Here is a 24,866-nt window from a genome sequence, read left to right as displayed (position 1 = left end):
GGCTTACTCCTGAACGGGCAGATCTTGCGGGGGAATACGGGCAAGGCTTTGCTTGCGGAAAATTTCGGGCCGCGTGCGCCACGGCACAAGGCCATCGGCGCTTTGCGCGTAAAGCGCTGCGCCTTCCAAAATGGTCGCGGCATCTTCGGGGCCCATACGACCATAGACGTAGGACCATTTACCGGGTGCCGAAAGCGCCACCGAACAGCCCTGAGTGCAGGCCGATAGGCATTCAACCGGCACCACCGTAACCCCCTCGGGGCAGGGCAGATCGGCCAACGCCTCATGCAAAAGCGCGCCGGGGCGGGCCTCGCCTTCGGGCTCAACACCTGCGCGGCGGCAAGTGGTGCAAACGTGCAGCGTGGTGGCCATCACCCCTCCTTAATGGGTTTGGGGGCGGGGCCGAAGACGGGCATGAAGCCCCTCCCGGTCGCGGCACACCCCGTCCGCCCGAAACACATACGCTGGCAGGTCTCCCGGCTTGCGGATGCGAGGCCTAAACCCCACGGTCGCCCCCCCTTCCCGGCTTTTGCCAGTGGTGTGGGGCGCCCTCTCCGGTCACGGTCGCGGGGGCGGCTGCGTTTCGCGTTTTTGACTGTTTCAGTCGCAAACCCTGTCGCATTCCCTCTTCGCCTGTCATAGGACAGAAACCAGCGCCGCCCCTGAGTGGGCGAGACGCCTGCCATTGTCAAGCGCGAGGACCGCCCCGATGACGTCTGAAAACGACAGCGCCCCGGAAGAGAAACCCGACGACCTGGCCCGGCATGCCACGAAGATGGCGAAGAAAAAGGCCGCGCGCGATAAGATCATGGCGGGCAAGTCCGGCGAAAAGGGGCTGATCATCGTCCATACCGGCTCTGGCAAGGGGAAAAGCTCCTCTGGCTTTGGGATGATTCTGCGCTGCATCGCGCATGAAATGCCCTGCGCGGTGGTGCAATTCATCAAGGGCGCGTGGGACACGGGCGAGCGGCGCTTGCTGACCACCCATTTTGGCGATCTGTGCCAGTTCTACGCGATGGGCGAGGGTTTCACTTGGGAAACCCAAGACCGCGAACGCGATGTGGCGGCGGCAAAAGCGGGGTGGGAAAAGGCGAAAGAGCTGATCCGCAACCCCGAGATCCGCATGGTACTTTTGGACGAGATCAATATCGCGCTGCGCTATGACTATCTTGACCGCGACGAGGTACTTGCCTTCTTGCGCGACGAAAAACCCGAAATGACCCATGTCGTGCTAACGGGCCGCAATGCCGCGCCCGAGTTGATAGAGCTGGCCGATCTGGTGACCGAGATGGGGCAGATCAAACACCCGTTCCGCTCGGGCATCAAAGGGCAAGCGGGCGTGGAGTTTTAAGGCAAAGGCTGGGGGCGCGGCCCCCAGACCCCCGAGGTATTTCGGCCAAGAAGAAACGGGCACGTTAAGGAGTCGTTAACCTTGCTTTGTGAGGCTTTGACTGCGGTACAGGGAGAGGTCCCGATGACCGCCCAAGGAGAAAGCGCTGCGTCTTCCCCGCTGCGGCGGCCCAAGGCGCAGCGCCGCTATAATATTTGCCGCGCCCCTTTCTTCTTGGCACAAAATACCTCCGCCGGAGGCTCCCAAACGTACAACACAACCGGAGGCCGGGCATGAAATCCCTGATGATCCAAGGCGCTGGCTCAAACGTCGGCAAGTCGATGCTGGTGGCGGGGTTGTGCCGCGCGGCAAAGCGGCGGGGGCTGAAGGTTGCGCCGTTCAAGCCGCAAAATATGTCCAACAATGCCGCCGTGACGGCGGATGGGGGCGAGATTGGCCGTGCGCAGGCGCTTCAGGCGCTCGCTTGCGGGCTCGAACCGATGGTCGATATGAACCCGATCTTGCTCAAGCCCGAGACCGATGTCGGCGCGCAGGTCGTGGTGCAAGGCAAGCGGCTCACCACCACCAAGGCGCGCGATTATGCGGCGCTCAAACCGCAGCTGATGGGCGCTGTGCTGGAAAGTTTTGAGCGGCTGAAAGCCAGCCATGATCTGGTGATTGTCGAAGGCGCGGGCAGCCCGGCGGAGGTCAATCTGCGCGCGGGCGACATCGCCAATATGGGCTTTGCGCGCGCGGCCAATGTGCCGGTGGTGCTGGCGGGCGATATTGACCGGGGCGGCGTGATTGCGCAGATCATCGGCACGCAAGCGGTGCTGGACCCGGACGATGCTGCGATGATTTCTGGTTTTCTGATCAATAAGTTCCGGGGCGATGTGTCGCTTTTTGACGATGGCTATCGGCTCATTGAAGCCCGCACCGGCTGGCGCGGCTTTGGTACCTTGCCGTGGTTTCGCCAAGCGCATTTGCTGCCTGCCGAAGATGCGCTGGATCTTGGCTCGGGGCGCACATCGGGGGGCACGGTGATCGCCTGCCTCGCGCTCTCGCGGATTGCGAATTTTGATGACCTTGACCCGCTTGCCGCCGAGCCGGGGGTGGATTTGGTGATGGTCACGCCGGGCCAGCCGATCCCTTGCGAGGCGAAGCTGGTGATAGTCCCCGGCTCCAAATCCACGCGCGGCGATCTGTCGTTTTTACGCGATCAGGGCTGGGACATTGACCTGCAAGCGCATGTGCGGCGCGGCGGTCATGTGCTGGGCATTTGTGGCGGCTATCAGATGCTGGGCCGCTCGGTCGCCGACCCCGATGGCATTGAAGGCGCGCCGGGCACCACGCCGGGGCTGGGGCTTTTGGACGTGGAGACGGTGATGACCCCGGACAAGCGCCTGACCCGCACCCGCGCCACCCATGCGCCCACCGGGCTTGACGTTGAGGGCTATGAGATTCACATCGGCAAGACCGAGGGCGCGGACCGCGCCCGCCCCTTTGCGCGGATTGACGGCCAGCCGGAGGGCGCGATCTCGGCCAATGGCCGGGTGACAGGCAGCTATTTGCACGGGATGTTTTCCGCCGATGCCTTCCGCGCCGCGTTCTTGCAGGGCCTTGGCATTGCCGCTTCTGGCCAAAGCCATGCAGCGGGGGTGGAGGCCACGTTGGAAGCGCTCGCCGAGCATATGGAAGCGCATCTGGATGTAGAGGGGCTCTTGGCCTTGGCGCGGTAACCCGCCACAAACGAAAGCCGCGCCCTTTCACTCAGGCGCGGCCCTTTGCGCCTTAGCGCACTTCCCAATCGGTGGGCAGGTTTTCTTGCCAGCCCGCGCGGTGCAGAAGCGGCGTGTCATCGGTGAACTCGGGCGTGCCGATGCACAGCCAGGCGGTGAATTCCCATTCGGGCGGGGTTTCAAGCAGTTCTTCCACCGCTTTCGGGTCGAGCACCGAAACCATGCCAAGGCCAAGGTTTTCCGCACGTGCCGCCAGCCACAGCGTATGGATCGCCATTGCGGTGGATTGTTGCAAGGTTACCGGCATCGAGGCGCGGCCCAGCCCGTGGCCCGCTTGCGGGTCGCGGTGGGTGAAGACGGCGAGTTGCAGCGGCGCTTGGTCGATGCCTTGCAGCTTCAGTTTCGCGTAAGCCTCCGCCTGATCGCCTTCATAGGCACCGCCCGCGGCGTCGCGCGCAGCATTGAAATTGGCCAGCACCTTGGCGCGGATCTCGGGGCTGTCGATGCGCAACACCCGCCACGGGCGCGCATTGCCCACAGACGGCGCCATATCCATCGTGGCGCGCAATCGGTCGATCACCTCTTCGGAGATCGGATCGGGGCGGAAATGGCGCACATCGCGGCGCCAGCGCAAAACCTCTTGAAGGGCGTCGCGGTGGGGTTGGTCAAAGTCCATCGGTTAAAACCTTTTCCAGTCGGGTCCATTCGGCGGCGGAGCCGGGCAAGCCCAGCCGCAGCCAGTGTTGCGAATAGGGGAAGATGCGGCTCCAGATTTGCGCGCGGGCAAGCTTTTCTTGCGCGGCCACCGCATCGAGCGTGGCATAGGTGCGAAACAGCGCCGTGCCGCCGATCAGCGCCCAACCCACCGCTTTGGCAAGCGCATCAATTTGCATAACCTCGCCGGTGAGCCGTGCGGTGGTGGCCTCGGCCCAAACCGTATCGCTCAGCGCGCGCGCGCCAATTTCGAGCGCAGGACCCGAAACGGGCCACGGCCCCGCCATATCGGACAGTTGCGCAATGGTCTCGGCCGCGCCAAAGGCAAAGCCAAGCCGTAACCCGGCGAGCCCATAGAATTTGCCAAACGAGCGCAGCACGATCAGATTGCCGCCCGCTTGATCGGCGAGCGAGATATCGGGCGTCGCATCGGCAAAGCTTTCATCGACGATAAGCCGCCCCACTTTTGGCGAAAGTGCCTGCAAGGCCTCAGGCGCGCTCACCCGGCCATCAGGGTTGTTGGGATTGACGACCACGGCAAGGTCGGCGCCCGCCAGATCTTCAAACCGGGGGACTTCTGTCACCTTCCAGCCCGCGCCGCGCAAGGCGCCCGCATGTTCGTTATAGGTGGGGGCCAAAACCTTGGCATGGCCCGGCGCGGTGAGGCGCGGCACCAGTTGAATCGCCTGTTGCGCGCCTGCAAGCGCCACGCCGGGGGCCGAGGTATCAAAGGCCCGTTGCGCGGCGGTGATCAGCGCGGCTTTTTGCGTGGCGGTGGGCAGACCCGTCCAGACCTCGCCGGGCAAATCGCACAGCGGATAGGGCACGCGGTTGATGCCGGTGGACAAGTCGATCCAATCCGCCCCGCCAAAGCGGGCCTTGGCGGCATCGATATTGCCGCCATGATCGCGCGCCTGATTTTGGCTCACGCAAACCTCCAAAGCAGTGCCGCGAGGGCAATTAATGCCCCCGCCCCTGCCATGGCGCGGATATAAAGTGCAAGACCCCGCGCCAGCGTTTCGGGGATGGGGTCGGGGGCCGCGCCATTAAGCCACGGCTCCTCGGTCACGCGGTCCCCATAAATGCGCGGGCCAGACAGGCGAATGTCGAGCGCCCCGGCCATGGCCGCTTCGGGCCAGCCTGCATTGGGAGAACGATGCGCGCGGGCATCGCGCTGCATGATATCGAGCGCTTGTGCCGCGCGCTTGCCCGAAGCGACGCCAAACAAAACCCCGGTCAGCCGCGCCGGGATCAGGTTCACCACGTCGTCGATATTGGCAGAGGCCCAACCAAAGTCTTCATGGCGCGGCGTGCGATGGCCGATCATCGAATCGAGCGTGTTGATCGCCTTATAAGCGGCAATGCCCGGCAGCCCTGCCACGCAGCCCCAAAACAAGGGCGCGATGATCCCGTCCGAGCTGTTCTCGGCCAAGCTTTCAAGGGCAGCACGCGCCACCCCCGCCTCATCCAACTGCGCGGGGTCGCGCCCCACGATCATCGAAACCGCGTGGCGCGCGCCCGCGAGATCGCCCACCAAAAGCGGTTTGGCGACAGCGGCCACATGATCATGCATGGAACGCACCGCAACCAGCGGCCAAGCCAGCACACCACCGATCACAATGCCAACCCAACTTTGCGGCAGAAGGCTTTGACAAATATGTGCAATCGCCCAAGCGAGCAGAATCACCGCCGCCGCCGCCGCCACGCCTTTGGCCTTGCGCTGCGCGCCCGTGTTCCACGCCTTATCAAGCCGCGTGATCAGCGCGCCGATCCAAGTGACCGGATGGCCGATGCGGGTGTAAAGCACCGCAGGCCAGCCAAGCGCGAGGTCGAGCGCGATGGCGACAAGCATCATTGCGGCAAAGTTCATCTCTCTCCCCCCTGCAGGCGCAAGACCCCGCGCCAGCCTGCGCCGCGCAGCACCGCCTCGGCCCCTGCGGGCACGGTGCCCGGCGCGAAAATCAGCCCCCGCGCCGCGCCGGTATGCGCGCGCATCCAGCCAAGCGCGCCGAGCTTTGCGACCAGCGCGGAGACATCTTCGTCCGCAGGCCCGCGCAACGCCGTGCAGCGCGCGGCACTTTCGGACGCAAGCGCGGCAAAACTGGGCAAATCTTCGGCCCTTTGCCAGCGCGCAACAAGGTCGGCAATATCGGCAAAGCGGGTATCCGCCGCCACCGTCCGCGCGGGGCCACCGCAAAACCCGCCCAAAATCTCATAGCGCGGCAGTCTGGGCAGCGTGCCAAGCCCCTGCCCCTGCCGCGAGGCCCACAGCAGCCGATCTGGCGCGGCAAACATGGTCGGATCGCTTGCCCCCTCCGCCGCGATACAAGCCTGCGCCAAAACCTCGGGCGGACCTTCCCATCCGGCCAGATGCGCAAGGGCAACAAGCGAGGCGGTGGAAACCCCCGTGCCAAGGCCCGGCGCCACGCAGGGCCGCAAAACGACTTGGCCTTGCAACCTGAGCCCCAACCGCGCCAGAAACCGTCGCGCGCGTTCTGGGCTGAGCCCTGCGCCTTGCACCGAAAGCCCGCGCCGGGGGCGGTAAAACGCCTCTAGCCCCAGTTCGGGCGCGGCGACCGTGACCAGCACCACCGGCCCATCGGGACCAAGCCGCCCTTGCAGCCATTCGCCAAAATGGCCCGGAAGGTGCAGGGCCGGTCTCATCCAAAGGTCCGGTTGACGTTGGAAATGACCCAATGCCCGTTCGGCAAAGCCAGCAGTTTGGTGACGGAAAACGGCGAAATATCAAAGGCAAGGCCAGAGGCGAGATGCCCCATCGCCAGTGAAAGCGCGGCGCGCACCACCCCCGCATGGGCGACAACGGCAATCCGCCCGCCCTGCCCCGCCAGATCGGTCAGCGCCGGATGCACGCGGGCGCATTGATCGGCAAAACTTTCGCCCCCCGGCGGGCGGTGATGGGCCAAAGCCTCCCGCGTCATTTGGCCAATATCGGGCAGGTCTTTGAACGGTACACCTTCCCAAGCGCCAAAATCTTGCTCCCACAACCGCTCGTCAAAGCTGGGGGTGGTATTTGGAAAAAGCGCCGCCGCGGTTTGCTGGCACCGCAGCGCGGGGCTCGCCACCAATTGCACCTCCTCGCCGAGCGCCGCGCGGGTGGCCGCGATCACGGCTTCCTCTGGCAAATCGGCGGGCACATCGCGCCGCCCAGCCAAACAGCCGCCATTGGCCGCAGGCGCATGGCGGATCAGCAAAAGCTCCGTCGCAGCGTTCGCCCCCATGGTCGCATTTCTCCTTCAAACTCGCCGCCCTTTCTGCTTTGTTGCCGCGCAAGGAACAAGAGGCAAGGCTTCCCATGGCACGCATCCTTCTGGTGACCGGCGGCGCGCGCTCGGGCAAAAGCACTTATGCCGAGGCGCGCACACTCGAACTGGGAACGCCCGCGCATTACATCGCCACCGCGCAGGCATGGGATGACGAAATGGAAGCCCGGATTGCCGCGCATCAGGCCCGGCGCGGCCCGGAATGGGTCACCCATGCCGAACCTCTCGATCTTGTGAAAGTTTTGCGAGAAACGGACACCGCCCCGCGCTTGGTGGATTGCCTGACGCTGTGGCTCACCAATTTGATGCTGGGCGAGAAAGATTGGGAAACTGCGGCAAAGGCACTCGTTGCAACGCTGCCCGATCTGGCGTCTCCGGTCGTGTTTGTAACCAATGAGGTGGGGCTGGGCATCGTGCCCGACAACCGCCTTGCCAGAGACTTCCGCGATGCGGCGGGATATCTTAACCAATGGGTCGCAGCAGCGGCGGATGAGGTCATCTTAACCGTTGCGGGCCTGCCAATGAAAGTGAAGTGAGCCACGATGCAGCCGTTTGAATCTTTTGCTGAATTTGCCACGCTGGCCGACCGTCTGCCCGCCGCCGATGAGGCCATCCGGGCCGAAGCGCAGGCCCGCCAAGACAGCCTGACCAAACCGCAAGGCTCGCTGGGCCGTCTGGAAGAACTGGCGCTGCATTGGGCGGCGTGGCGCGGCACCGTGCGCCCCGAGATCAAAAAAGCGCAAGGCATTGTGTTTGCCGGCAACCACGGCATCTGTGTGCATGGTGTGGCCCCCTTCCCGCAAGAAGTGACCGTGCAAATGGTCGCCAACTTTGAGGCCGGTGGCGCGGGCATCAACCAACTGTGCCGCGCGGCGGGTGCAGAGCTCAAAGTGGTCAAGCTTGACCTTGACCGCCCGACCCAAGATTTCACCACCGCCCCGGCGATGACCGAGGCGGAAACGATTGCCGCGCTCAATGTGGGCTTCGCCTCGGTTGATACCGATGCCGATGCACTGATCATTGGCGAAATGGGCGTGGGCAACTCGACCATTGCGGCAGCCCTCGCAGCAGCGGTCTTTGGTGGCCCGGCGGTGGATTGGGTTGGCCCCGGCACCGGCTCGGACGCCGAAGGGATCAAACGCAAAATCGCCGTCGTGGACAAAGGCTTGGCGCTGCATTCGGGCCTTGGCGGCATGGAAACGCTGGCCGCGCTGGGGGGCCGTGAACAGGCCGCGATGTGCGGGGCCATTTTGGGCGCGCGCGCGGCGCGTATCCCGGTGATTTTGGATGGCTTCATCTGCACCTCGGCGGCGGGCACGCTTTACAAGGTGGACCCGCGCCTGCTGGACCACTGCGTTGTGGGCCATTCCTCGGCCGAACCGGGCCACCGCCTGATGCTGGAAGCGATGGGCAAACGCGCGCTGATGCAAATGGATATGCGCCTAGGCGAAGGCACTGGCGCGGCGCTCGCGCTTGGGGTCGTGCGTGCGGCGCTTGAATGCCACAACGGCATGGCGACCTTTGCCGAAGCTGGCGTGAGCGAAGGCTGATGACCGGGCAAGGGCAGGCAAAACCGGGCTGGCTGCGCGCCCGCGCGACCGAGGCGCTTTTGGCGGTGGTGTTGCTCACGCGCCTGCCTGCGCCGCGCCTGCCCGACCCGGCCCCAAGATTGGGGGAGGCCGCTTGGGCCTTCCCGCTGGCCGGGCTGGTGCTGGGGGTTTTGGCCTCAGCCGTTCTGGCCCTTGCGCTCGCTTTTGGGGTGCCGCCGAGCGTCGCGGCGGGGCTTGCGCTTGGCGCGCAGGTGATGATGACCGGCGCACTGCATGAAGACGGCCTTGCCGATTGCGCGGATGGTTTTTGGGGCGGCTTTACCCGCGAGCGGCGACTTGAGATCATGCGCGACAGCCGCATTGGCACCTATGGTGTGGCGGCACTCGTCTTTAGCCTTGGGCTACGCTGGCAAGCCCTTGCTTTCCTTTCCGGATTTGGCCCCGGGATTGCGAGCGCCGCGCTGATTGGCTTGGCGATGAGCACCCGCGTGACCTCGGTCGCGCTGATGGCCACCATGCCGACCGCGCGCGACAATGGCATGGGCCACCGCGCCACGGGGGTAACGCCGATGGTGCTTGCGGGGGCGATGGCGCTTGGGATCGCCGGGCCACTCTTCTTGGGGCTACCGCTCTTTGCCATCGTGCTGGCGGAAACCCTCGCCGCGCTCGCCGTGGCACGTCTCGCCATGCAGCGCTTGGGCGGACAAACCGGCGATGTGCTCGGCGCGGCGCAGCAATGCGCTGAAATCCTGGGCTGGTGCGCGATCTGTGCCCTGCTTGGTTAAGCCGATCTCTTCGAAAAAGCCCGCATTTTATCGTCAAAGCGGTTTTGCCGCACAAAAAGGCTTACCTAGCTTCACCGGGTCTTAACGAGTTTTTCGCACGATCACCGCAGTTTTTCGGAGCGTGCGTATGTCGACTACAGGCAAGACCAGAACCTTCTCATCTTTCCTGATCCGTATGGGTCTGACCGTGGTCCTGTGTGCGATCATCGTCGCCGGGGCCCTTGGCGCGATGGTTTACGTCGATATGCGCGGCCAAGACCAAGCCGCTGCGGTGGCGCGGCTCAAGGATGATCTTGGCGCGGTTGAACGCAATATCGCGGCGGCGCGTGATGCCGAGGCGCGGTTTCGCGAATTGCGCCAAGAAGAGTTGATTGGGCAGCAACAAGAATTGCTGGTCGAAATTGGCACCGCGCTTGACCGCATTGCCGGTCAAGCCGAACGCTTGGGCCATGACGATATTGCCAAGGATGCACGCGCGGTCAAAGCCCCGCTTGGCGACTATGGCCAAAGCTTCACCGCGCTGGCCGAGGCCCGCCGCACGCTGGGTCTGACCGCCGAAACCGGGCTTGAGGGCGAATTGCGCGCCGCCGTCCATGATGCCGAAAAGATTGTGAACACGCTTGGGGTTCCGCAGGTTCAGATCACGCTCTTGATGCTGCGTCGGCATGAAAAAGACTTCATCATGCGGCAGGATCAGAAATACATCGGCAAGGTCGATGCCGAGGTGGCAACCTTCCTCGACTATCCCGAAAGCAAATATCCTTCGGCCCAGCACCGCGCCCGCGCGGTGAAAAAGATTGAAGCTTATCAAGCCAGCTTCCATCAATTTGCCGATCTCACGTTGAAACTGCGCGCGATGGGCGAGGCAAGCGATACCGCCTATCACACGGTTCTGCCCGCGTTGGCGCAACTGCGTGGCCGGATCACCACCGATGGCGCGGAAATCGCCGCGATTTCTGCCAAGCAAAAAATGATCGCAGGCGGGGCCATTGCCGCAGCGGGGCTTTGGGGGCTTTTGCTGCTCACCATTTCTGCCGTGCGGCTTTACCGCGCCACCGCCCTGCCGCTGCGCTCTGTCTCTGAGGCAGTCAGCACTTTGGCCGCGGGCACGACCGAGATTTCTGTGCCGCAATCGCGCGTGACCGAGGTGCAATCCATCGGGGCCGCTTTGACCACCTTCCGCGACGCGATGCTGGAACGCCGACGCCTTGAGGCCGAACAAGCCGCCGAGGCCGAGCGGGCTGCCGCCGAGCGCCAAGCCCAAGCCGACCGCGAAGCCGCCGAAGCCCGCGCCAAGGCGGAAGCCGCCGAGGCCGAGCGCCGCGATGCCGCTGCGCGCCAAGCCCGCGAACATGCCGCCGCGCAAGAGATTGCCGCTGTTGTCACCGCCTGCGCCGAGGGGGATTTCTCGCAACGGCTGCGCACCGATGACAAAGAGGGTGTCTTCGCCGAACTATGCCATGGCGTGAACCGGATCGGCGAGGCCGCTGCCGATGGGCTGGCTGCGGTGCAAACCGCGCTCGAACATCTGGCCGAGGGCGATCTTACCTACCGCATGCCCACAAGCTTCCAAGGCATTTTTGCCGAAATCGCGCAGGTGATGAACCATTCGACCGACAGCCTGAGCGATACGCTGACCAATATCACCGTCTCGGCCACCTCGGTCGATGTGACCTCGAACGAAATTTCGGGCGCGACCGATGACCTTGCGCGGCGCACCGAGCGCAATGCAGCAACGCTCGAACAAACCGCCTCGGCGCTTGAACAAATGTCCGCCACGGTGAAATCGGCGGCAAGCTCTGCCGAAGTGGCGCGTGGCGCGGTGGATCAGATTTCCGCCAAAGCAGGCAATGGCCGCGAGGTTGTGACGCGCGCCGAGGCCGCGATGGATGAGATCAAGACCTCCTCCGATGCGATCGCCAAAATCTTGCAGGTGATCGACGACATCGCCTTCCAAACCAACCTGCTGGCGCTGAACGCCGGGGTCGAGGCCGCCCGCGCGGGCGAGGCCGGGCGCGGCTTTGCCGTTGTTGCCTCCGAGGTGCGCGCGCTGGCGCAGCGGTCCTCGGAAGCAGCGCGCGATATTGCCGGGCTGATTGAAAGCTCGGGTCAATCGGTCGGGCGCGGCGTGGAACTGGTGCGCGATTCTGGGGCTGCCCTGCGCGATATCGTGGCGGGTGTGGAGGATGTCGCGCAAAAGATTGCCGAGATCGTCACCGCCTCGCGCGAAACGGCCGCGGGCATTGGCGAGATTTCGAACGCCACCACGGAACTTGACCGCACCACGCAACAAAACGCCGCTGTCTTCGAGCAAACGAATGCCGCCGTGCGCACGCTGCAAGGGGAGGCCACCGCGCTGGCGCAATCGGTTTCGGCTTTCCGGCTGAGCGCACAAGGGATGCAAGCCCCCGCGCCGCAGCCTGCGGTTTCCAACACCATCGCGCATCACGCGCATCAAGGTGCCGCCAATGAAACGGTGTTTGTTTCGCGCCGCCGCGCCTAAGTCACCGGGCGTGGCTTAAAGATCGGTGATCGGCGCGCGCAAACCGGTTTTCGGTTTTGCGCGGTCATCGGGCGCCAAAAGCGGCGGCGGTTCAGGCGCACCGGGCACTCGGCGCATGATAATATCGCCATTCGGCAACCGTTCCGGTGCGTTGTAATAGCGAATATCGTCGATCAGCGCCAAAACCTGCTTCAACTTTGGCCCCAAAGCCTCTGCCGCTTCGCCCAAGCCTTGCTGCATCTCATCAAGATGCGGAGAGACCTCATCCAAAAGCCCGCGCAAGAACAATTCCGCGCCCCGCTCGACGAGCGACTTCCCCGCCGCCATATCATCACGGCCAGAGGGTTCGGGCAGATCTAGTTCTTCGCCCGGAGGTTCCAAAATTTGCGGTCCGCTATCTTGGGCAAAGGCAAACCAGCCCCCCAGCCCAAGGGCCGCAGCGGCAACACCTGCAAGAAGAATGCGCTGTTTCATGGCGCCAATATAAGCGCGTTACAGCGCAATATCTACCGAGACCGGAAAATGATCTGAGGCTTGCAGCAAAGCTTCGCGCAATTCGGGCACGCTGTAGCAGGCCGGGTCGTCAAACGGATGCCAAATCCGCCATTTCGGGCCGCGCTGCCGCAGATCGGGCGAGAGCAAAATGTAATCCAGCATCGCCGAGAAATACTTGCCCGGCGGCGGGTCAGGAATGAAAAACCGCGCAGAGGCAGGCTGCGCCTCGGTCTGGCCTTTGCCAAGCCGCGCATGCGGGTCAAAAAGCTGGCGGTTGCGCGCAAGCCCTTCGCCCAAAACGATTTCTAGCCCCGAGCGGCCAAAGAGCTTTTCATATTCATCCAGCCCCGGACCATCGTTGAAATCGCCCAGCACCATCAGGCTTTCTCCTGCATCCAAAAGCGTATCCACCCGGCGGCGCAGCCACAGACATTGCGCCAATTGCTTGCGGCGGTTCTCGATTGCGATGCGGACTTGGGTATCCAGATCATGCGCCCCATGCGGCGCCTTGGATTTGATATGCACGCCAATAAGCCGCAGCGAACCGCCCGTGCGAGTCTCAATCACGGCCTCCAAGGGGGGCTTGGAAAAGGTCACCGTATCGAGCGTGTCGTCGATATCGAGGTCGATCTCCAGCTTGTCATCAAAGCGCGGCGCCAGCGGCGTGCCGGGGTTGGGGTCATGGTAGATTTGCACCGCGTCCGGGTCATAAAGCAGTGCGATTTCTTGCTGGGTGTCGTTTTCAAAACCAATCAAGGCACGGCGCTGGCGCAGCCCGAATTTGGCGGCAAATGACTCCAGCATCGGCACGGTTTTGCGCCGCGTGTTGTTATCGGGGGCTTCAACAATCAGCACGCAATCGGCATCGAGCGCAGTGAACACAATCCCCAGCGCGCCCAATTGTTCGGCCCGCGTCACGCCGTAGCGCGAGGAGCGCTCGCCATCGTCAAGCATCCGCCCGCGCCGATCAAAGAGCGCGGTGAACCATTCCACGTTATAAGTGGCAATCCGCATTCACAGCGCCGATTGCTTGGCGGCGCTTTCGATCTGCGCCCAAGCCTCGTTGAGCGCAACAACGCGTTCTTCGGCCAGTTTCACCGCTTCGGGCGGCAGGCCGCGTGCCATCGCCCGATCGGGATGGGCCTCGCGCACCAGCGTCTTCCAGCGCGCTTTCACCGTGTCGATATCGGTGCCGGGCGGCAATTCCAAAACCGACCACGGGTCGAGCGGCGCACCGGGCACAAAGGCGGCCCGGACCGAGCGGAAATGCAGATCTTCAATGCCAAAGATACGCGCGACCTCGGACAGGAAGGCATCTTCGTTTTCGTGATATTCGCCATCGGCCATCGCAATGGCAAAAAGCCCCTCCAGCAGGTCTTGCAGCATCGGATCGCCGCGCCCGAACATATCGGCGATCTTGCGGGCATAGGCATCAAACCCGGCCACATCGGTGCGCGCCATATCAAAGACGCGCGCGGCATTCGCCTCTTCCCCCGGCGGGATTTGGAAAATGTTGCGAAAGGCCGAGACCTCATCACGGGTCACTTGCCCATCGGCTTTCGAGAGTTTCGCCCCAAGCGCAATGATCGCGATGGTGAAGGCCACCGAGCGTTCGGGCGGCGTGCGCTCAAAAATGCCCGCCAACCCTTCGGCGCGGGTGAGCGAGGAAACGGCCTCACCAATGCGGGCCCATAATGATGGCTTGCGCTCCATAACGCCACTTTAGCGCCGCGCAACGGCTTTTGCATCTGCGGAACAGGTCAAAAATAAAGGAAATTCTTGCCTGTTGCAGGCGCGCTGCCTGCGGGGAAACGCCCCTTTGCACATGCAGCAAAATCGCCCCCAATCCGAAGCGTTTTGGTCGATTTTGCCTTGAAACGCGGGCGTTCCCCCCCATTTTTCAACGAGACAAAGACAACAGGAGGGACAAGCGCGTGCTCAGCCGCATCGAGAAATTATTCCAACATGAAGCGGCGGGCGGCATCGTTTTGATGATCGCGACAGCACTGGCGCTGGGGCTGGCCAATTCCTCTTACGCCGATCTCTACACACAGGTTTTGCACCTCAAGTTCACCATCGCGCTAGGGGATACCGGGCTTTCCAAACCGCTGATCTTATGGATCAACGATGGTTTGATGGCGATTTTCTTCCTGCTCGTTGGCTTGGAACTCAAGCATGAAATCCGCCAAGGCGCATTGCGCACCCCCTCTAATGTGGCGCTGCCGGGCGTTGCCGCTTTGGGCGGTATGGCGGTGCCTGCGTTGATCTATTTGGCGCTCAACTGGTCCGACCCGGAGCATGTTTCTGGCTGGGCGATCCCGACCGCGACCGACATTGCCTTTGCGATTGGGGTCGTGGCGCTTTTGGGGAAACGGGTGCCGCCCGCGCTGAAACTGTTCCTGCTGACGCTCGCGATTTTGGATGACCTTGGCGCGATTATCGTGATTGCGCTTTTCTACACGGCGGAACTGAAACCGATCTACCTCGCGCTTGCGCTCATTCCGATGGCGCTGATGGCGCTGCGGCTGTTCACTGGCGCACATCGGGTGGCGCCCACGCTGATCTTGGGCGCGGTGCTCTGGGTCTTGGTGCTGAAATCGGGTGTCCATGCGACGCTGGCGGGGGTGATCACCGCCTTCTTCATCCCGCTCAAAGACCGCTATGGGAAGTCGCCGCTGCATTCTCTGGAACATGCGCTCAACCCCTATGTGATGTTTATGATCGTGCCGCTTTTCGCGCTGGCGAATGCGGGCGTGAGCCTTCAGGGCATCGGGCTTGGTGATTTGCTGGCCCCCTTGCCGCTGGGCATTGCCGCCGGTCTGGTGATCGGCAAGCAGCTTGGTGTCTTTGGGGCAAGCTATGCTTTGGTGAAAGCCGGCGTTGCGCGGCTGCCTGCCGCCACCACATGGCTGCAGCTTTACGGCATCGCCTCGCTTGCCGGGATCGGCTTCACCATGTCGCTTTTCATCGGTTCGCTGAACTTTGAAGAAGATGCGCAAATGAATGCGGTGCGGCTTGGAGTGTTAGCAGGCTCGCTCATCTCGGCGCTGATTGGCTTCTTTGTGCTGCGCTTTGCGCCGCTGACAAAAGAAGCCAAAGAAGAGATCGCCGAGGCGCAAGCGCAACCGGCGCAATAAGGCGGGGGCTGCCCCCTGCCCCAAGGGCCTTACGCAGAAAAAGGGCGCCCCATTCGGAGCGCCCTTTGTTTTTTGGCTGAGACCAGATCAGGCGCGCGCGGCGCGGATCAGATCAAGAATTTCACGCGCAGCGGCGGGAATATTGGTGCCCGGCCCGAAGATCGCCTTCACACCCGCTTTTTTCAGGAAGTCATAGTCTTGCTGCGGGATCACCCCACCGCAGATCACCAAGATATCCTCGGCGCCTTTTTCCTTCAGCGCTTCGATCAGCTTCGGCGCAAGCGTTTTATGGCCCGCCGCTTGGCTCGAAATGCCCACCACATGGACGTCGTTATCAATCGCGTCTTGCGCGGCTTCTTCCGGCGTTTGGAAGAGCGGCCCCACATCAACGTCAAAGCCGATATCGGCGAACGCGGTGGCAATCACTTTGGCGCCCCGGTCATGCCCGTCTTGGCCCATTTTCACCACCAGCATCCGCGGGCGGCGGCCTTCGGCCTCGGCAAACGCATCGACATCGGCTTGGATCTGGGCAAAGCCCGCATCGCCCTCATAGGCCGCGCCATAGACGCCTGCGAGCGTTTTCACCTCGGCGCGGTGCCGGCCAAAGATTTCTTCCATCGCTATCGAGATCTCCCCAACCGAGGCCCGTGCGCGGGCAGCTTCAACGGCCGCTTCCAGAAGGTTGCCCCCTTCCTGCGCACGCCGCGTCAGTTCGGCGAGCGCCGCCTGACATTTCAACTCGTCACGGGTCTTGCGCATTTTCGTAAGCCGCGCCACCTGCGCCTCGCGCACGGCAACGTTGTCGATATCGAGAATGTCGATCGGCTCTTCTTTGGCGAGACGATACTTGTTCACCCCAACAATGACTTCTTCGCCACGGTCGATCATCGCTTGGCGCTTGGCCGCCGATTCCTCGATCCGCAGTTTCGGCATGCCCGAGGCCACAGCCTTGGTCATGCCGCCCATCGCCTCGACCTCTTCGATCAGCGCCCAAGCTTTTTCGGCCAATTCAGCGGTCAGGCTTTCAACGTAATAGCTGCCCGCCAGCGGATCGACGACATTGGTGATGCCGGTTTCTTCTTGCAAGATCAGCTGCGTGTTCCGCGCGATCCGGGCGCTAAACTCGGTCGGCAGCGCAATCGCTTCATCCAGCGCGTTGGTGTGCAAAGACTGCGTGCCGCCGAGCGCTGCCGCCATCGCCTCATAGGCGGTGCGGACCACGTTGTTATAGGGGTCTTGCTCTTGCAAGCTCACGCCCGAGGTTTGGCAGTGCGTGCGCAGCATCAGAGAGCCCGGTTTCTTCGGGTTGAACTCGGACATGATGCGGTGCCACAGCAGCCGCGCGGCGCGCAGCTTGGCGGCTTCCATGAAGAAGTTCATGCCGATGGCGAAGAAGAAGCTCAAGCGCCCCGCAAACGCATCGACATCCATGCCCCGCGCAAGGGCGGCACGCACATATTCGCGGCCATCGGCGAGCGTATAGGCAAGCTCCTGCACGAGGTTCGCGCCCGCCTCTTGCATGTGGTAGCCCGAAATCGAGATCGAGTTGAACTTCGGCATCTCTTTCGAAGTGTATTCGATGATATCGGCGATGATCCGCATGCTCGGTTCAGGCGGATAGATGTAGGTGTTGCGCACCATGAATTCTTTGAGGATGTCGTTTTGAATCGTGCCCGACAAAAGGCTGCGGTCCACGCCCTGTTCCTCGCCCGTCACGATGAAGTTTGCCAGCACCGGGATCACCGCGCCGTTCATCGTCATGGAAACGCTGATCTTTTCCAGCGGAATGCCATCGAAGAGGATTTTCATATCCTCAACGCTGTCAATCGCCACACCGGCTTTGCCGACATCGCCCACCACGCGCGGGTGGTCGCTGTCATAGCCGCGGTGGGTGGCAAGGTCGAAGGCCACCGAAACGCCCTGTTGGCCCGCCGCAAGCGCCTTGCGGTAGAAGGCGTTTGACTCTTCGGCGGTGGAAAAGCCCGCATATTGGCGGATCGTCCACGGGCGCCCCGCATACATCGTGGCGCGCGGCCCACGGGTAAAGGGCGCAATCCCCGGCAGCGTGCCCATATGCGACAGCTCTGCCGTATCGGCCTCGGTATAAAGCGGTTTGACCGTGATCCCCTCGAGGGTTTCCCAGTTCAGGCTATCGGGGCTGCGGCCCTTCAGCTCTTTTTCGGCCAGTGCGCGCCAGTTTTCGATCTTGTCGGTCATCTCGAACCTCGCTTCGGGCTGGGCGGGGGTTGGACCCCGCCGCCCGGGATTGGACAGTCTTGCAGGGGGAAAACTCCCCCCGCCCTTATTCAAATTCCATGATCACATCATCGACCTTGAGCGAGTCGCCCGCGGCGCAGTTGATCTTGCTCACCACGCCCTTACGCTCGGCGCGCAGGATGTTTTCCATCTTCATCGCTTCGACGGTGGCGAGCGCTTGCCCCTCTTGCACCTCGTCGCCCTCTTCGACGGCGATCTTCACCACCAGCCCCGGCATCGGGCAGAGCAGCATTTTCGAAGTATCGGGCGGCAGTTTCTCGGGCATCAATTGCGCCAATTCGTGCTGACGCGGGGTTTGCAGCCAGACCTTCAGATCGGCGCCGCGCACGCGGATGCGGAAGCCCATCGGGATTTTGCCGACCTTAAGCACCAAGGGCGTGCCATCCACGGAAAGCTTGGCGAGCGATTGCCCCGGCGTCCAGTCGCTTTCCACGCGCAGGCAAGCGCCATCATCGTCAAAGGTGACCGAGGAGCCGTTTTTGTCCGCCGCGACGGTGACCGGGAAGCATTCGCCTTGCAAGCAGACCATCCATTTGTCGCCCACGCGGCGTTCATGGTTGCCCAACGTGCCCGAGATTTTGGTGCGGCGAATTTCGGCGACGCGGTGCATCGCGGCGGTGGCGGCGGCCACGCGGCGCAGCATGCTGATGCCCAAGGTCACACCGTGGAACCCCTCGGGGTATTCTTCGGCGATGAAGGCGGTGGTGATATTGCCCGAAACGAAGCGCGGGTGGTCCATCACCGCCGCGCAGAACGGCAGGTTGTGGCCAATGCCTTCCACTTCGAACGTATCGAGCGCGAGCCGCATCTCTTCAATCGCGGCTTCGCGGGTTTCGCCCCAAGTGCAGAGCTTGGCGATCATCGGGTCATAGAACATCGAAATCTCGCCGCCCTCATAGACGCCGGTATCGTTGCGCACGAGCCCCTCGCCCGCCGTCGGCCCTTCGACCGGGGGTTTGTATTTCGTCAACCGGCCAATCGAGGGCAGGAAGTTGCGATAGGGATCTTCGGCGTAAAGGCGGCTTTCCATCGCCCAGCCGTTGATGGTGATGTCCTCTTGCGTGAACGGCAGCGGCTCGCCTGCGGCGACGCGGATCATTTGCTCCACAAGGTCGATGCCGGTGATGAGTTCGGTCACCGGGTGTTCCACCTGAAGGCGGGTGTTCATCTCAAGGAAGTAGAAGTTGCGATCGCCATCGACGATGAATTCCACCGTCCCCGCCGAGGTATAGCCCACGGCTTTGGCCAGCGCACAGGCTTGCTCGCCCATAGCTTTGCGGGTTTCCGGGTCAAGGAAGGGCGAGGGCGCCTCTTCGATAACCTTTTGGTTGCGGCGCTGGATCGAGCATTCCCGCTCATGCAGATAGACGCAGTTGCCGTGTTTGTCGGCAAGCACCTGAATTTCGATGTGACGCGGTTGGGTGACGAATTTCTCAATGAAAATCCGGTCATCGCCAAAGCTGTTTGCGGCTTCGTTTTTCGAGCTTTCAAACCCTTCGCGAGCTTCTTGCGCGTTCCACGCAATCCGCATGCCTTTGCCGCCGCCACCCGCCGAGGCTTTGATCATCACCGGATAGCCGATCTGATCGGAGATTTTCACCGCCTCATCGGCATCGGCAATCAGGCCCATATAGCCCGGCACGGTGTTCACACCCGCTTCTTGGGCGAGTTTTTTCGAGGTGATCTTGTCGCCCATCGCCTCAATCGCGGGGCTCGGCGGGCCCACAAAAACCACGCCTTCTTTTTCCAGCGCGGCGGCGAAATCCATCCGCTCGGACAGGAAGCCATAGCCCGGGTGCACCGCTTCCGCACCGGTTTGGCGGATCGCGTCCATGATCTTGTCGATCACGATATAAGATTGGTTCGCGGGGGGCGGACCGATATGCACCGCCTCATCGGCCATCTTCACATGCAGCGCCTGCGCATCGGCATCGGAATAGACGGCGACCGTCTGGATGCCCATTTTGCGCGCCGATTTGATCACGCGGCAGGCGATCTCGCCGCGGTTGGCGATCAGGATTTTCTTGAACATGGTCAGTCCCTTCCTCCAGGCGCGTCTCTCCCCGCGCCCCCCTTGGTCATGGCAGTGTCATTGGTGAAAATAAAACGGCCACCGGGGCAGTTCGCCCCGGTGGCACGCGTAACAGGCCGATCCGCGCAAAGCGCGGCGGTAAAAAGATTAGTAGCAGGGCGCGCCGATGCCGGCGTTGCAGGTCGCGCCACCAGCGAGCGCACCAATGGCCGCGCCAGCGAGCACGTTGTTGTCGGTCGCGTCAGCGAGCACGGCACCAGCCGCGGCGCCCGCAATGGCGCGGTCGCCTTGCGTTTCCATGCAGCCGGCCAAAGCGGTCGCGGCAAGAAGGGCGAAGAAGAAGGGGGATTTGCGCATGAGTGTCTGCCTCCGTTCGGGGTTGTATTCTGCCCCAAATCTAGCGCGGAACGCGACTCACTCAAATGATTTTCGCAACATGTCGTGGCAAAAATCGCGCTATAGGCGAACCCTTGCGCATCGGCCAAGGCTTTGGAAGGCTGCGGCCCGACCAACACGTCAGGCCGCAGACCAAGAGCATGGGCTTTTGAAAGCGGCGCGGCTTCGAAACGCACCGCTCTTTCCTTCATTTGGGAAGGCGCGGCGCGATTGCAAAAGCGCGAATGCACTTTTTTGCCGCAATCGGCAAAATCTTGCTCAAAATCACGCGCCGCAGCCTGCATCAGTCCCAATCCTCGTCGTCATCATCTTCCCATTGGAAGGACTCAGGCGCCGCAAACACCTCAGGAAAGGCGGCTTCGGCGCGCTTACGGTCCAACCGCAGGAGTTGATCATAGGAAGAGGGATCGGCGGGCTCTTCCGCCCAGACCACTTCGCGGCCAATCAGCCAGCTCAAACGCCCGGCATCCAGATTGCCACGTTCAAAGGGGTCTTCGCCGAAATGGTTCCAAAGCGCAGCCACAAACCCCGCATCTGCGCGCCGGTCGGCGGCATTGCGGTCTTTGTAGCGTTCGCGGCGAATGATCTTGGTGGCGCCCTGTTTATTGGCGCGCCGGATCGTAAATTGGAAGTCGGTGCCCGGAAGACGGGACGGAAAACCACGGTGTTTCAGCATGATGTGCCTCCTTTGCGGGGGGCATGGCACATCAGCGCCGCCTTCGACAAGGCGCAGGGGCGATTCACCCCCGCAACGCCGGGGGCAAGGCGCGAACCTTGCCCCCGATGCAGATCAATATTTGCCGCTTTGAACCGGCTCGATGGTGACCGGCTCAACCGGTTCCGGCTTCGGCGCGCAAGCGGCGACGAAAGCAACGAGCGCAACGGCGAGGATAGCTTTTTTCGACATGTGTCTCTCCTGATCGGGCGAAGGCCATGCGCAAAGGTCTTCCCCTGCGCCTCCCCCGAGATGGCGTGATGGCAGAAATGATTCCTGCCATGCAGCAGCGTATCGCGGCTTGCGGCGCCGCAGAAGAGGGGATTTTCCAAGGTGTTGCGCGCAATAGGCGGGCATCGGCCAGCTTCGGGCGCGCCAAAGGCGTAAAGCGCCATGGCCCGGCGCATGGCACCTTGCCTGCCTCCCTGCCCTTGTGACGCGCGCGCGTACATCAGTAAAACTCCCAAACACAGGCCCCGTCTTGCACGGAATAGGCCTCAAAGAATTGCACCGCGTCCTCGTTTGGTTCGCCAAACGGCACTTCGCGGTCTGCGAGATCGAGCACGATCTCGGCGGGTTGCGGGCCCATCTCGGGCAACCGCGGGATCACATAGCCGTTACACAAAGCCTCAAGGTCCGCGCCTGCCTGATCCGGGTCATAATCCGGGCCAGCGACATCGGGCGCGATGAAGCGAAACCGGATTGTCAGCCCATTCGGCCCTTGCGTGTCGCGCAAGGTCTCGAACCACTGCACCGCCACGCCCGAAGGCACCGCGATCGGCTCTTGTGCAAAAACGGGCCGGGCAGCCGCCAAGGCAAGCGCGACAAACGCCGCGCCATGCAAGGCTTTGACGAGATACCCGGCCCCACGCCCCATTCCGCGCCCCTCAGAGCGGAATGTTGTCGTGTTTCTTCCACGGGTTGGTGAGCTTTTTCGAGCGCAAGCTCGCAAAAGCACGCGCCACCCGACGCCGCGTCGACGAAGGTTTGATCACCTCATCGATGAAGCCACGCTCCGCCGCCACGAAGGGGTTGGCGAAACGGTCTTCATAATCTTTCGTGCGCGCGGCGATCTTTTCCACATCGCCCAGTTCCGAGCGATAAAGGATCTCGGTCGCGCCTTTGGCCCCCATCACCGCGATTTCGGCGGTCGGCCAAGCGTAGTTGAAATCCCCGCGCAGGTGTTTCGAGGCCATAACGTCATAAGCGCCGCCATAGGCTTTACGGGTGATGACCGTGACTTTCGGCACCGTCGCTTCGCCATAGGCAAAGAGCAGTTTCGCGCCGTGTTTGATCACGCCGCCGTATTCTTGGCCCGTCCCCGGCAAGAAGCCCGGCACGTCCACCAACGTCAGGATCGGAATTTCAAACGCATCACAGAAGCGCACGAACCGCGCGGCTTTACGGCTGGAATCGATATCCAAGCACCCCGCCAGAACCATCGGCTGGTTCGCCACCACGCCCACGGTTTGGCCCTCAATCCGGATGAAGCCGGTGATGATATTGCCCGCATAATCGCGCTGGATCTCAAAGAAATCGCCCTCATCGGCGATCTTCGTGATCAGCTCTTTCATGTCATAGGGCATGTTCGGGTTCGCCGGGATCAGCGTATCCAAGCTTTCCTCAACCCGATCCACCGAATCGAAGAAGGGCCGCACCGGCGCTTTTTCGCGGTTCGAGAGCGGCAGGAAATCGATCAGGCGGCGGGTCTCGGCAATCGCCACCACATCGTTTTCATAGGCGCCATCGGCGACCGAGCTTTTCTTGGTATGGGTGCTTGCGCCGCCCAGCTGTTCGGCAGTGACGATCTCATTGGTCACCGTTTTCACCACATCGGGGCCAGTGACGAACATGTAAGAGCTGTCTTGCACCATGAAGATAAAATCGGTCATCGCGGGGCTATAGACCGCGCCGCCCGCGCAAGGCCCCATGATCAGCGAGATTTGCGGCACCACGCCCGAGGCCATGATGTTGCGCTGGAACACATCGGCATAGCCCGCGAGCGAAGCCACACCTTCTTGGATGCGCGCGCCGCCCGAGTCGTTCATGCCAATCACCGGCGCGCCGTTTTGCATCGCCATATCCATGATCTTGCAGATCTTTTCGGCATGGGTTTCCGACAGCGAGCCACCAAAGACGGTGAAGTCTTGAGAAAACACATAGACCATGCGGCCATTGACGGTGCCCCAGCCGGTCACCACGCCATCGCCCGGAATATGCTCTTTCTCCATGCCAAATTCAGTGCAGCGATGCGCCTTGAACATGTCGAATTCTTCGAAAGAGCCCTCGTCGAGCAGCAGTTCAATACGCTCGCGCGCGGTCAGCTTGCCCTTCTTGTGCTGCGCTTCAATCCGACGCTCACCCCCTCCAAGGCGCGCGTCCGCGCGGCGGGCTTCCAGCTCGCTCAAAATATCTTTCATTTCGGTCCCCTCCGAGAATTTCACTGCAACCTAATCGAGCGCAACATTATTACCAAGAGGATTTCCGAAAATTTGCAAATTATTCTCAAGCCGGCGATTGCGAATTGCAACACTGCAAAGCCCCGTCCGCCAGCGCCTTGCCCGCAAAAGCGGCCCATATCCCCATTTTTAAGGGCATATCACAGCTTTAGCGCCCCTGCCCGGCAATCTTGTGACGCATACATTTCCGCAATGGACAAATTGCCGCGCACGCCCTAGCGGCATTCTCATGGCTTTTTTCAACCGCTCCACGCCCCCGCATATCGTCACCCTCGTGCTGTCCACGGGGATTGCGGCGCTTAGTCTCAACATCTTTCTGCCCTCGCTGCCCGGCATGGCGCGGCATTTCGGGGTGGACTACGGGGTGATGCAGCTGACGATCTCGGCCTATTTGGCGATGTCAGCGCTGGCGCAGTTCTTGATTGGCCCGATTTCAGACCGCTATGGCCGCCGCCCGGTGACGCTGGTGGTGGTGGCAATCTTCACGCTTGCCTCGGTCGCGGCGCTTTTTGCCCCCACCGCCCAGACCTTCTTGGCCGCACGCTTCGTGCAAGCCGTGGTCGCCACCACCTTCGTGATTTCGCGCGCAGCGGTGCGGGATATGTTTCCGGGGCCAGAAGCCGCCTCGCGCATTGGCTATGTCACAATGGGCATGTCTTTGGTGCCGATGATCGGCCCGGTGGTGGGCGGCGTGTTGGATGCTGCCTTTGGCTGGCAAGCCAACATGATCGTGCTTGCCGCTTCTGGCGTGGGGCTGTTTTGGCTCGTTTGGGGCGATATGGGGGAAACGGTTGCGGGCGGCGGGCTGGGCTTTCGGGCGCAACTGCGGGCCTATCCGGTGCTGTTTCGCTCGCAACGGTTTTGGGGCTATGCGCTTTCGGCGGCCTCCGCTGCGGGGCTCTTTTATGCCTATCTTGGCGGCGCGCCTTTGGTGGGCGAGAAAGCCTTTGGCCTGAGCCCCGTTGAGATTGGCTATTACTTCGCCCTGCCCTCAGTCGGCTATCTGATCGGCAATTGGGTCTCGGGCCGGTTTGCGACGCGGCTGGGCATGGATAAAATGGTGCTGGCGGGCACCGCCCTTGCCACCGCAGCGCTGGCGCTCGCGCTGATTGCTGCACTGTCCGATGGGCTTGGGCCGCTTTTCTTCTTCACCACCGTCGCCATCACCGGGATCGGCAACGGGCTCGCTCTGCCCTCGGCCAATGCCGGGATGATGTCGGTGCGCCCCGAACTTGCAGGCACCGCCTCGGGCCTTGGGGCAACACTGTCGATTGGCTGCGGCGCGGCGCTTTCAAGCCTGACGGCGCATTTCGTCGGGCTTGAGGTGTCCGTCCTACGGCTGGTGGCGATCATGTTCGCCTCCTCGCTCGTTTCGGTGCTGATGATGCTGTGGGTTTTGCACCGCCGTCGCGCGCTCGGCATTTGACGCCCCGGCTTTGCAAAGCGTAGAATT

The 24,866-nt window shown here is 62.4% G+C and carries 24 protein-coding genes and 1 riboswitch; of the genes, 9 read left to right on the top strand and 15 right to left on the bottom strand.

The annotated features are described in order from the left end of the window. Nucleotides 1–3: 3 nt before the first annotated feature. Nucleotides 4–372, bottom strand: coding sequence for a DUF1636 family protein (locus tag BW967_RS01515; protein ID WP_076483264.1), 369 nt, complete (start codon nucleotides 370–372; stop codon nucleotides 4–6). Between the two features lie 77 nt (nucleotides 373–449). After that, nucleotides 450–670, bottom strand: a riboswitch (cobalamin riboswitch). Between the two features lie 39 nt (nucleotides 671–709). Here BW967_RS01515 and cobO point away from each other — a divergent pair. Together cobO and BW967_RS01505 are read left to right on the top strand one after the other, a co-directional pair. Further along, nucleotides 710–1,351, top strand: coding sequence for a cob(I)yrinic acid a,c-diamide adenosyltransferase (gene cobO / locus BW967_RS01510; protein WP_076483263.1), 642 nt, complete (start codon nucleotides 710–712; stop codon nucleotides 1,349–1,351). 272 nt (nucleotides 1,352–1,623) lie between these two features. After that, entirely contained in the window at nucleotides 1,624–3,069 is a 1,446-nt protein-coding gene (locus tag BW967_RS01505; protein WP_076483262.1) for a cobyric acid synthase, read from the top strand. A 52-nt stretch (nucleotides 3,070–3,121) separates the two neighbouring features. Here BW967_RS01505 and bluB read toward each other — a convergent pair whose 3' ends face one another. From bluB to BW967_RS01480, 5 genes are read right to left on the bottom strand one after another with little or no spacing between them, the layout of a single operon-like run. After that, the gene (bluB, locus tag BW967_RS01500) at nucleotides 3,122–3,745 is read right to left on the bottom strand and encodes a 5,6-dimethylbenzimidazole synthase (RefSeq protein WP_076483261.1); all 624 of its coding nucleotides are present in this window, start codon (nucleotides 3,743–3,745) and stop codon (nucleotides 3,122–3,124) included. Next, on the bottom strand, nucleotides 3,735–4,712 hold the full coding sequence (gene cobD / locus BW967_RS01495; RefSeq protein WP_076483573.1) for a threonine-phosphate decarboxylase CobD: 978 nt from the start codon (nucleotides 4,710–4,712) through the stop codon (nucleotides 3,735–3,737). The genes bluB and cobD overlap by 11 nt, the downstream gene beginning before the upstream one ends. After that, on the bottom strand, nucleotides 4,709–5,653 hold the full coding sequence (cbiB, locus tag BW967_RS01490) for an adenosylcobinamide-phosphate synthase CbiB (RefSeq protein ID WP_076483260.1): 945 nt from the start codon (nucleotides 5,651–5,653) through the stop codon (nucleotides 4,709–4,711). Before cbiB ends, cobD begins: the two co-directional genes overlap by 4 nt. After that, nucleotides 5,650–6,447: a hypothetical protein gene (locus BW967_RS01485; RefSeq protein WP_076483259.1), complete on the bottom strand. Its 798-nt coding sequence runs from the start codon at nucleotides 6,445–6,447 to the stop codon at nucleotides 5,650–5,652. The genes cbiB and BW967_RS01485 overlap by 4 nt, the downstream gene beginning before the upstream one ends. After that, nucleotides 6,444–7,022: a histidine phosphatase family protein gene (locus BW967_RS01480; protein ID WP_076483258.1), complete on the bottom strand. Its 579-nt coding sequence runs from the start codon at nucleotides 7,020–7,022 to the stop codon at nucleotides 6,444–6,446. Before BW967_RS01480 ends, BW967_RS01485 begins: the two co-directional genes overlap by 4 nt. Before the next feature lie 74 nt (nucleotides 7,023–7,096). Here BW967_RS01480 and cobU point away from each other — a divergent pair, with 74 nt between their 5' ends. From cobU to BW967_RS01460, 4 genes are all read left to right on the top strand, one after another. Then, nucleotides 7,097–7,600, top strand: a complete 504-nt coding sequence (gene cobU, locus BW967_RS01475; RefSeq protein ID WP_076483257.1) for a bifunctional adenosylcobinamide kinase/adenosylcobinamide-phosphate guanylyltransferase — start codon at nucleotides 7,097–7,099, stop codon at nucleotides 7,598–7,600. 6 nt (nucleotides 7,601–7,606) lie between these two features. Further along, a complete protein-coding gene (gene cobT / locus BW967_RS01470) occupies nucleotides 7,607–8,614 on the top strand; it encodes a nicotinate-nucleotide--dimethylbenzimidazole phosphoribosyltransferase (protein ID WP_076483256.1) in 1,008 nt (335 codons plus the stop codon). After that, a complete protein-coding gene (gene cobS / locus BW967_RS01465) occupies nucleotides 8,614–9,399 on the top strand; it encodes an adenosylcobinamide-GDP ribazoletransferase (RefSeq protein WP_076483255.1) in 786 nt (261 codons plus the stop codon). Before cobT ends, cobS begins: the two co-directional genes overlap by 1 nt. Before the next feature lie 127 nt (nucleotides 9,400–9,526). Further along, nucleotides 9,527–11,902 carry a methyl-accepting chemotaxis protein gene (locus BW967_RS01460; RefSeq protein ID WP_108188559.1) on the top strand — a complete coding sequence of 792 codons (2,376 nt, stop codon included), beginning with the start codon at nucleotides 9,527–9,529 and terminating at the stop codon, nucleotides 11,900–11,902. 15 nt (nucleotides 11,903–11,917) lie between these two features. Here BW967_RS01460 and BW967_RS01455 read toward each other — a convergent pair whose 3' ends face one another. Genes BW967_RS01455 through BW967_RS01445 form a run of 3 tightly spaced genes read right to left on the bottom strand, consistent with a single transcriptional unit; the run spans nucleotide 11,918 to nucleotide 14,110 of the window. Next, entirely contained in the window at nucleotides 11,918–12,376 is a 459-nt protein-coding gene (locus tag BW967_RS01455; RefSeq protein WP_076483253.1) for a hypothetical protein, read from the bottom strand. An 18-nt stretch (nucleotides 12,377–12,394) separates the two neighbouring features. Continuing rightward, entirely contained in the window at nucleotides 12,395–13,411 is a 1,017-nt protein-coding gene (locus BW967_RS01450) for an endonuclease/exonuclease/phosphatase family protein (protein ID WP_076483252.1), read from the bottom strand. Continuing rightward, nucleotides 13,412–14,110: a TerB family tellurite resistance protein gene (locus tag BW967_RS01445; protein WP_076483251.1), complete on the bottom strand. Its 699-nt coding sequence runs from the start codon at nucleotides 14,108–14,110 to the stop codon at nucleotides 13,412–13,414. Nucleotides 14,111–14,331: 221 nt separating this feature from the next. Between BW967_RS01445 and nhaA the strand changes: the two genes are divergently transcribed. Next, the gene (nhaA, locus tag BW967_RS01440; RefSeq protein WP_076483250.1) at nucleotides 14,332–15,534 is read left to right on the top strand and encodes a Na+/H+ antiporter NhaA; all 1,203 of its coding nucleotides are present in this window, start codon (nucleotides 14,332–14,334) and stop codon (nucleotides 15,532–15,534) included. 87 nt (nucleotides 15,535–15,621) lie between these two features. Here the strand turns inward: nhaA and scpA are convergent, their stop codons facing one another. From scpA to BW967_RS01420, 4 genes are all read right to left on the bottom strand, one after another. Next, nucleotides 15,622–17,751 (bottom strand): methylmalonyl-CoA mutase, encoded by a 2,130-nt coding sequence (gene scpA / locus BW967_RS01435; RefSeq protein WP_076483249.1) that lies wholly within the window; start codon nucleotides 17,749–17,751, stop codon nucleotides 15,622–15,624. Nucleotides 17,752–17,836: 85 nt separating this feature from the next. Further along, on the bottom strand, nucleotides 17,837–19,843 hold the full coding sequence (locus BW967_RS01430) for an acetyl-CoA carboxylase biotin carboxylase subunit (protein ID WP_076483248.1): 2,007 nt from the start codon (nucleotides 19,841–19,843) through the stop codon (nucleotides 17,837–17,839). A gap of 147 nt (nucleotides 19,844–19,990) precedes the next feature. Next, the gene (locus BW967_RS01425; protein WP_076483247.1) at nucleotides 19,991–20,200 is read right to left on the bottom strand and encodes a lipoprotein; all 210 of its coding nucleotides are present in this window, start codon (nucleotides 20,198–20,200) and stop codon (nucleotides 19,991–19,993) included. A 322-nt stretch (nucleotides 20,201–20,522) separates the two neighbouring features. Continuing rightward, nucleotides 20,523–20,915, bottom strand: coding sequence for a hypothetical protein (locus tag BW967_RS01420; RefSeq protein WP_076483246.1), 393 nt, complete (start codon nucleotides 20,913–20,915; stop codon nucleotides 20,523–20,525). A 299-nt stretch (nucleotides 20,916–21,214) separates the two neighbouring features. Between BW967_RS01420 and BW967_RS18650 the strand changes: the two genes are divergently transcribed. Next, nucleotides 21,215–21,391: a hypothetical protein gene (locus tag BW967_RS18650; RefSeq protein WP_175610407.1), complete on the top strand. Its 177-nt coding sequence runs from the start codon at nucleotides 21,215–21,217 to the stop codon at nucleotides 21,389–21,391. A 14-nt stretch (nucleotides 21,392–21,405) separates the two neighbouring features. Here the strand turns inward: BW967_RS18650 and BW967_RS01415 are convergent, their stop codons facing one another. Both BW967_RS01415 and BW967_RS01410 read right to left on the bottom strand, forming a co-directional pair. Continuing rightward, nucleotides 21,406–21,831, bottom strand: coding sequence for a DUF6497 family protein (locus tag BW967_RS01415; RefSeq protein ID WP_108188561.1), 426 nt, complete (start codon nucleotides 21,829–21,831; stop codon nucleotides 21,406–21,408). Between the two features lie 10 nt (nucleotides 21,832–21,841). Beyond that, nucleotides 21,842–23,374, bottom strand: a complete 1,533-nt coding sequence (locus BW967_RS01410; RefSeq protein ID WP_076483245.1) for an acyl-CoA carboxylase subunit beta — start codon at nucleotides 23,372–23,374, stop codon at nucleotides 21,842–21,844. Between the two features lie 268 nt (nucleotides 23,375–23,642). Between BW967_RS01410 and BW967_RS01405 the strand changes: the two genes are divergently transcribed. After that, nucleotides 23,643–24,839, top strand: a complete 1,197-nt coding sequence (locus BW967_RS01405; RefSeq protein ID WP_076483244.1) for a multidrug effflux MFS transporter — start codon at nucleotides 23,643–23,645, stop codon at nucleotides 24,837–24,839. The last annotated feature ends 27 nt before the right edge of the window (nucleotides 24,840–24,866 follow it).

This window comes from Rhodobacter aestuarii (assembly GCF_900156655.1).
GTDB lineage: Bacteria > Pseudomonadota > Alphaproteobacteria > Rhodobacterales > Rhodobacteraceae > Rhodobacter > Rhodobacter aestuarii.
Note: the sequence above shows the minus strand (reverse complement) of the source record. Positions and strands in the feature narration are given on the sequence as shown.